This window comes from Shewanella sp. 11B5, from assembly GCF_002836795.1.
Lineage (GTDB): Bacteria > Pseudomonadota > Gammaproteobacteria > Enterobacterales > Shewanellaceae > Shewanella > Shewanella frigidimarina.
Genome location: NZ_PJAP01000307.1, coordinates 1 through 7181, shown reverse-complemented (window position 1 = coordinate 7181; position 7181 = coordinate 1). Strand labels below are relative to the sequence as shown.

The following is a 7181-nucleotide window of genomic DNA, read 5'->3' as shown; positions in this document are numbered from 1 at the left end:
AGCGTAAACAAACGGCTATGTGATTTTTATTTCAAGTTAAACTGTATGAGTCTTTAATAAAATCTCATAACGATTAATGGTGAATTCGCCATCTTGGTATTGAGAGTGATATGTCATGCCTAGTTTAGTGGCCACATTGATTGAGCCGCTATTGGCATCGACAACAGTGGCATAGACGATGCTTAAATCCATGTGTTGTTTGGCATATTCGATACAAGCTAGGTTGGCTTCTGTCGCTAAACCAATGCCCGAGTAATCCGGGTGTAAGCGATAGCCAATATCGACGGCATTAATACGAGTTTCATTTTTAAAACCGCAAAACCCAATAACAGTATTGGTCTCTTTAAGTACCACAGCCCAACGGCCAAAACCGTATTGCTGATATTCAGCTAACCAAATATTGGTAATGATGTTTTCTGCGTCGGTTAGTGTTGTGCACATTCCTGCGTCACCGGTATAGAGGCTGACTTGTTCTGGAGCATTAAAATGCAATACTGCAGGTGCATCTTCAAGGGTAAATTCTCTTATAATTAACCTTGGTGTTTCAGTAATGACTGTCATTGGTTTCCCTTATTATTATTTCTCTGACCACAATGACTTAATCACTATGCCACAATTAACCTTATCCCTTAACTTGCGGTTACCTAAAACCCATTACAAAGTGGCTTAAGCTTATGGTAGGTTAACATACTCAAATCCCGACAATTAAGAATAATAATATGACCTGCTTACGTGTTGCGTACCCCTTATTGGCGTTAGTGTTTTCAGCTTCGTCGTTGTCTGTTACTGCTAGTGCGAGCGATCTTGATCTCTCTGTAAGTAAAGCGTTACCAAAGCTTGAGCAGCTTTATTTACATCTTCATCAACACCCTGAATTGTCATATCAAGAAAAAGCCACTAGCCAACGTATGGCGCAAGAACTAAAGCAATTAGGCTTTGAGGTTACGTCTAATTTTGGCGGTTATGGTGTGGTTGGTATTGTCAAAAACGGTAAAGGCCCCGTGGTGATGATCCGTGCAGATATTGATGGCTTACCCATTATTGAGCAAACGGGAAAAGAGTACGCATCGACTGTGACAACCCTTAATGCGGACAACAGTACCGTTGGTATTATGCATGGTTGCGGCCACGATATTCACATGACCAGTTTAATTGGTACTGCACAGCAACTGATGCTTCACAAAGTCGACTGGCAAGGTACTTTGATGATGGTGGCTCAACCAGCAGAAGAAGTCGGTGGCGGCGCCAAAGCCATGCTTAAACAGGGTTTGTTTAGCCAGTTTCCAACACCAGACAGCATTATTGGTTTGCATGTTAGTGCGTCAATTCCTGCAGGAAAAGTAGGCACGGTAAGTGGTTATGCCCTGGCGAATGTTGATTCGGTTGATATTACCATTAAGGGCAAAGGTGGCCATGGCGCCTATCCGCACGTCACTATCGATCCTGTGGTACTTGCAGCGCGCACAGTACTTGCACTGCAAACCATTGTTAGCCGCGAGGTATCGCCGTTAGAGCCTAATGTGGTTACTGTTGGGTCTATTCATGGCGGCTCAAAGCACAATATTATTTCAGATGAAGTGAAGCTTCAGCTGACCTTGCGTTCATATAATCCTAAGGTTCGTGAGCAGCAAATAGCGGCGATTAAACGTATTACTACCGGTATCGCGATTAGTGCTGGCTTGCCAGATGACCTTATGCCTGTGGTGTATGTACATGATGATGAAACCATTCCGTCAACCTATAACGATCCTACGTTAGCCGCTAAGGTTAAAGCCAGTATTGAAGCCGAGTTAGGCAGTGACAATGTGCTGGTGGCACCGCCGGTAATGGCTGGCGAAGATTTTGGTTTATATGGGCTCACACCACAGAAACGCCCGATTACTTTATTCTGGTTGGGCGGGGTAGAACCTAGCCAGTATCAAGCGAGTTTTGAGTCTGGCAATACCTTACCTTCTTTGCATTCTAGCCAGTTCGCGCCAGATTATCCGTTAACCATTCGCACTGGCGTTAGGGCGATGACACGCACTGCGATGGATTTATTTAATCAACCAGCAAAATAAACTTGAACTTTTACATTCAAGTCAGTTTGCACCCGGTTATCTATGCCGTTAACCATTCGCACTGGGGTTAGGGCGATGACACGCACTGCGATGGATTTATTTAATCAACCAGCAAAAATAAACGAACAGTATTAAAGGACAGGATTTCATTCAACGATAAGTGCAATAGCCGCCTTCGGTTCTATATAATATAATGGTGGCTATTCTCATTTTTGGAACATGGCCGTATATGATTATCTTTAGCACCAACCTTGGCGATTTTACCGTAGAGCTTGAAATGGAACGTGCGCCGGTTTCTTCAAAAAACTTTTTAAAATACTGCCAAGATGGTTTTTATGAAGGCACTATTTTTCATCGCGTTATTAAAGGTTTTATGGTGCAGGGTGGTGGCTTAACCGCCAAAATGAAAGAAAAGCCAACCCGTGACCCGATTGCCAATGAAGCCAATAAAGGTTTGAACAACGTGTTAGGTACTTTGGCAATGGCACGTACAGATGCGCCGCATTCAGCTACTGGGCAATTTTTTATTAATGTCGCCGACAATGATTTTCTAGACCACGCTGCAATGACTAATGCGGGTTGGGGTTATGCAGTGTTTGCAAAAGTGACTGCCGGTATGGATGTTATTCAGCAAATGGAGCGAGTTAAAACAACGACGATGGCAGGCCATGAAGATGTACCGCGTGAGCCGATTATTGTTGAGAAAGTGACGATTGTTGACGAGAAACCTGTCGCTTAAGTGCGCTGCACTATGTAAACACTCGTTATTAAACATTAGCTATTAGCACTAGCTTAAAACAACGCAATAAAAAAGGTTCGACATCACTGTCGAACCTTTTTTGATCGGTTTGTTAAACCACAGTACTCACATTAAAGAGTGAAACGAATACCAATGGCAACGCCGTCATCTTCAGACACTTCCATTCTGGCTTGCTGTGCTTTGTCTGCACTGGTGAAATCGCTGTAATCACGGCGAGCTTCAACATATAAAACAGTATCTGGGTCAAATACATAATGTAAACCTACTACGAAAAACTGACGTTTGAATACGTCATCTGGATCGGTATTGTAGTTAGGTTGGATCACGTAGTTAGAGCCAGCATCAAGAATATTGTACGAAATAAAAGTACGAATATTGTTATCGAACTTATATGAGAACAATGATTCAACACCCACAGCGTCGTTAATTAAACGACCGATATTGTCGGTGTCATGATTTTCGTTTTTGTTTACGTTGGCAGCAGCATAAAAACCATTTTGCTCAAAGTTGCCCCAAGTGATACCCATGCCGTAAATAAGATCAACAGCAGTGGATGTTCCACCGTTACCAAAGGTTACATCAAACTCACCACGGTTAACACCGGCTGTTAGCACTAGCTTATCAGTTGCTTGGTAAGTTACAGCACCACCATAGGTATAGTTATACTCAACTTGTTGTGCCGACGTTGAACTTGTTGCCCATAACTCTTCACAGGCATCTTGAGTAATATTTTCTACATCACAAGTATAGAAAGCACGGTTTTTAAGTTGAGCTTGCACGGCAAAACTTACGTCGCCAAAGCTGTTACGGTACTGAACGGTTTTGTCACCACGACCGACACCGTTTACCGCGCCGTCATCTTTGTTATAAGTGTAAACACCCGCAGTGTTTCCGTCCCATACAAAGCCATAGTTTGTGCTGTATACCACGTCATACCAAGCACCCCACTGCTTGCCAATTGTGATGCTACCGTATTTGTCATGCGATAAACCGGCATAACCAAGACGGTTATAGAAAAACTCTTCTTGAATTGATTCAAAGCGGTTGTTGTAAACAATGTCTGTGCTACCGACCGGATTTACACCCCACTCAAGCAAGGCGTAAGCTTTCCAGTCATTTTGGAGTTGACGACTAAAACCAAAATTAATGCGTGAAGCACCGTTAACAACTTCTGTTTCACCTTGGGTATTGATCACGCGCGCATCAATAAAGCCGCCAATTTTAACCGCATTGACATCATCTTTATAAACTTCGATTGCCGACGCTGCAGGTGCGATAAGAATTGTTGAAATCAATGCTGCAATTAATGTTCTGTTCATTTTAATCTCTTGTCTTGTTGTTTGAGTAAGCACAGCTTAGTCCGTTAATATATCTTTCCATTGAGGCGACGGAGAATATCAAACCTATGAGTGACTCTCAAAGTGAAATATGCTCAAAAAAGGCGATATATCTCATATAATTCATTGTTCAATGACTTAGTAAAATCGAGTGTTAGTAATGGGTTGCGTTATGGTTAATAAATGTAAGTAAATGTTGCGGGGTGGTTGTTTATGCACTTAATATGGTTTTTTATCTATTTGTTGAGGCGAGTGTTTTTTAAGCGTTTATTTGATGTAGATCGCGACTTTATTTCACCAATGGCATACGCTTAACTTAGCAATGTTATCGATTTTATCGGGGGCGACATTATGGACATGACTTTACAGTTTCACGGCGCAACTCAAGAGGTCACTGGATCTTGCCATTTACTCACCGTCAAAGGGCAGCAAGTGCTACTTGATTGTGGATTAATTCAAGGGAGTAAAGCTGACGCGTTACGTAATCACGATCCTTTTCCATTCGATGCTACACAGATCCATGCCGTGGTATTAAGCCATGCCCATATTGATCATTCCGGCCGTTTGCCTTATTTGATTAACCAGGGGTTTACTGGACCCATTTATACTCAAAAAGCCACCGCGCAGTTATGTGATGTCATGTTGCGTGATGCCGCTATGCTGCAAGAAAGAGATACCGACAGGCAAAATAAAAAACGTGCAAAACATGATTTAGAACTGCTAGAGCCGCTATTTACCGAGAAAGATGTTGATCAAGTGATGGCGCAGTTTGTGATGGTAGATTACGGTCAACGCGTACAGGTTGCCGATGCGGTAGAGGTTTGTTTATCTGATGCAGGACATATTTTAGGTTCTGCTGTGGTTGAGTTGTGGTTAGGCGATAAACCGGAACAGAAAAAACTGGTTTTTAGTGGTGATTTAGGTCGTGCAGGTATGCCGGTTTTGGATGATCCAACGTTTATTGAACAAGCTGATTTAGTGCTAATGGAAAGTACTTACGGTGATAGATTGCACCGCAGTTGGGAAGATACATTGGTTGAACTGAAATCAATTTTTAAACGAACAACTCGTGAAAGTAGAGGCAATATTTTGATCCCGGCATTTTCTGTTGGCCGATCTCAAGAGCTGCTTTATCTGTTCCATCTATATGCCAAAGAGTGGGACTTATCGCGTTGGCGTATTTGTTTAGACAGTCCAATGGCGATTAAAGCAACTGAGGTATATGTTAATAATTATCCGTTGATGGACGATGACTTTAAGCGTTTTACCCGCATGTCACCAGGCAACCATCCGTTGTTATCCAGTGCTGAATTTGTGTGTAGCACCGAAGAGTCGATAGAGCTGAACGATATTCATGAAGGGTTAATCATTATTGCTGGTAGTGGTATGTGTAATGGCGGCCGAATTCGCAATCATTTTGTGCATAACCTATGGCGTAAAGAAGCCGATATTATTATTTGTGGTTTTCAGGCAATGGGAACGCCAGGGCGAATACTAGTCGACGGCGCTGAAGAGCTGACGATTCATGGACAAAGTATTAAAGTGGCTGCCAGTATTCATACTGTCGGTGGGTTATCAGCCCATGCCGACCAAGCCGAGTTATTGTCTTGGTATCGCCATTTTGAGCAATCACCCGCGGTAATATTGGTGCATGGTGAGCTAGAAGCACAGCAAGTATTGATTGAAGCGCTTAATCAAGACAGTGCCAATAAACCGAAAAATAGTGCGATTGCCCAACGAGGAGATTGCCTAGACTTAAACGCGTTACCTGAGTTTGTGTGGCTGAATACGGCGAGTGGGTCTAATGAGCCATCAGAAACTTAATTTGAGTGAATGTGTTATGAGCTGAACGATTGCTTAGCCTGCGGGCTAAGCATCAATTTCGTGTTGCAGCTTTTCAATATCATCTAATATACGCATAAATTTTTGCCCAAATTCGGTCACTTGGTATTCTACTCTCGGTGGAATTTCAGGGTAATTAATTTTATTTAAAATGCCAAATTCGATGTTTTTTTTCAAACATTGATTGAGCACTTTGGTGCTGAGCCCTTCAACTGATTTTACCATTTCACCAGGGCGGTTAATGTTATTGGCTAATAACTGATACACAGTTAATGACCATTTACAGCCGTAAATGGTTTCGACCATACGGGCACTTTTCTCTGGGGCAGACTTTCGTAGAAATAATTTTTCTTTTGTATTCATTAATATGTACCTAAAAGTACCTATAGGACTTAATTGTACTTACTATTCAATCAGATAGTTTGCCAATAAGCTTAACACACTTACTCTTTTATTAGGTGTGTTCAAATGACGAATTCAACTCAAACAACAGCGCTGATTATTGGCGGTACAAGTGGTATCGGTTTTGAAACGGCCAAACAACTCGTGCTTCAAGGTGTTGATACCATTATTGTTGGCAACAAAGTCGACAAACTCAATGCTGCTGTGGCGCAACTGTCTCCACTTGGTAATGTCAGTGGGTTTCAAGCCAATTTATACGATCCGCAAGATCTCAGCAGTTTGATCAATATGATCGACACCATCGATCATAAAATTGATTATTTAGTTAATGCTGCAGGTTATTTTAATCCTAAGCCATTTTTAGATCACCAAGTGAGCGATTACGATATCTACATGGAGCTTAACAAAGCCATTTTTGTGATTTCACAGGCAGTAGCCAGAAACATGATTAAACATCATGGCGGTAGCATAGTGAACATTGGTTCTATGTGGGCTAAACAAGCGATTAAAGCCACACCATCAAGCGCATATTCTATGGCTAAAGCGGGTTTACATGCATTAACTCAACACATGGCAATGGAGCTGGCGGAGCATCACATTCGCGTTAATGCAGTGTCACCAGCCGTTGTGAGTACGCCAATTTATCAAGCCTTTATCGAACCGCAAGATATGGCCGCTGTGCTTGATAGTTTTAATTCATTCCATCCAATTGGTCGAGTAGGTCTTGCTCTTATACACATCTGCCGCTGCCGACCAAGAGGATTGTTTAAGTCTTGAGGT

General features: G+C 42.2%; 7 protein-coding genes. 4 read left to right on the top strand and 3 right to left on the bottom strand.

Features of this window, described 5'->3' with window-relative positions:
* Positions 1-36: 36 nt before the first annotated feature.
* Positions 37-561 (bottom strand): GNAT family N-acetyltransferase, encoded by a 525-nt coding sequence (locus CXF78_RS06175; RefSeq protein ID WP_102036276.1) that lies wholly within the window; start codon positions 559-561, stop codon positions 37-39.
* 158 nt (positions 562-719) lie between these two features.
* Between CXF78_RS06175 and CXF78_RS06170 the strand changes: the two genes are divergently transcribed.
* A complete protein-coding gene (locus CXF78_RS06170) occupies positions 720-2060 on the top strand; it encodes a M20 metallopeptidase family protein (protein WP_180957063.1) in 1341 nt (446 codons plus the stop codon).
* 229 nt (positions 2061-2289) lie between these two features.
* Positions 2290-2799 carry a peptidylprolyl isomerase gene (locus tag CXF78_RS06165; RefSeq protein WP_041413233.1) on the top strand — a complete coding sequence of 170 codons (510 nt, stop codon included), beginning with the start codon at positions 2290-2292 and terminating at the stop codon, positions 2797-2799.
* Between the two features lie 131 nt (positions 2800-2930).
* Here CXF78_RS06165 and CXF78_RS06160 read toward each other — a convergent pair whose 3' ends face one another.
* The gene (locus CXF78_RS06160; RefSeq protein WP_102036275.1) at positions 2931-4139 is read right to left on the bottom strand and encodes a porin; all 1209 of its coding nucleotides are present in this window, start codon (positions 4137-4139) and stop codon (positions 2931-2933) included.
* 369 nt (positions 4140-4508) lie between these two features.
* On the opposite strand from CXF78_RS06160, the gene CXF78_RS06155 reads away from it, so the two are divergent.
* A complete protein-coding gene (locus CXF78_RS06155; RefSeq protein ID WP_102036274.1) occupies positions 4509-5981 on the top strand; it encodes an MBL fold metallo-hydrolase RNA specificity domain-containing protein in 1473 nt (490 codons plus the stop codon).
* A 45-nt stretch (positions 5982-6026) separates the two neighbouring features.
* On the opposite strand, the gene CXF78_RS06150 is transcribed toward CXF78_RS06155, so the two are convergent.
* Positions 6027-6362: a winged helix-turn-helix transcriptional regulator gene (locus CXF78_RS06150; RefSeq protein ID WP_011639018.1), complete on the bottom strand. Its 336-nt coding sequence runs from the start codon at positions 6360-6362 to the stop codon at positions 6027-6029.
* A 105-nt stretch (positions 6363-6467) separates the two neighbouring features.
* Between CXF78_RS06150 and CXF78_RS06145 the strand changes: the two genes are divergently transcribed.
* A complete protein-coding gene (locus tag CXF78_RS06145; RefSeq protein WP_102036273.1) occupies positions 6468-7178 on the top strand; it encodes an SDR family NAD(P)-dependent oxidoreductase in 711 nt (236 codons plus the stop codon).
* Positions 7179-7181 lie beyond the last annotated feature (3 nt).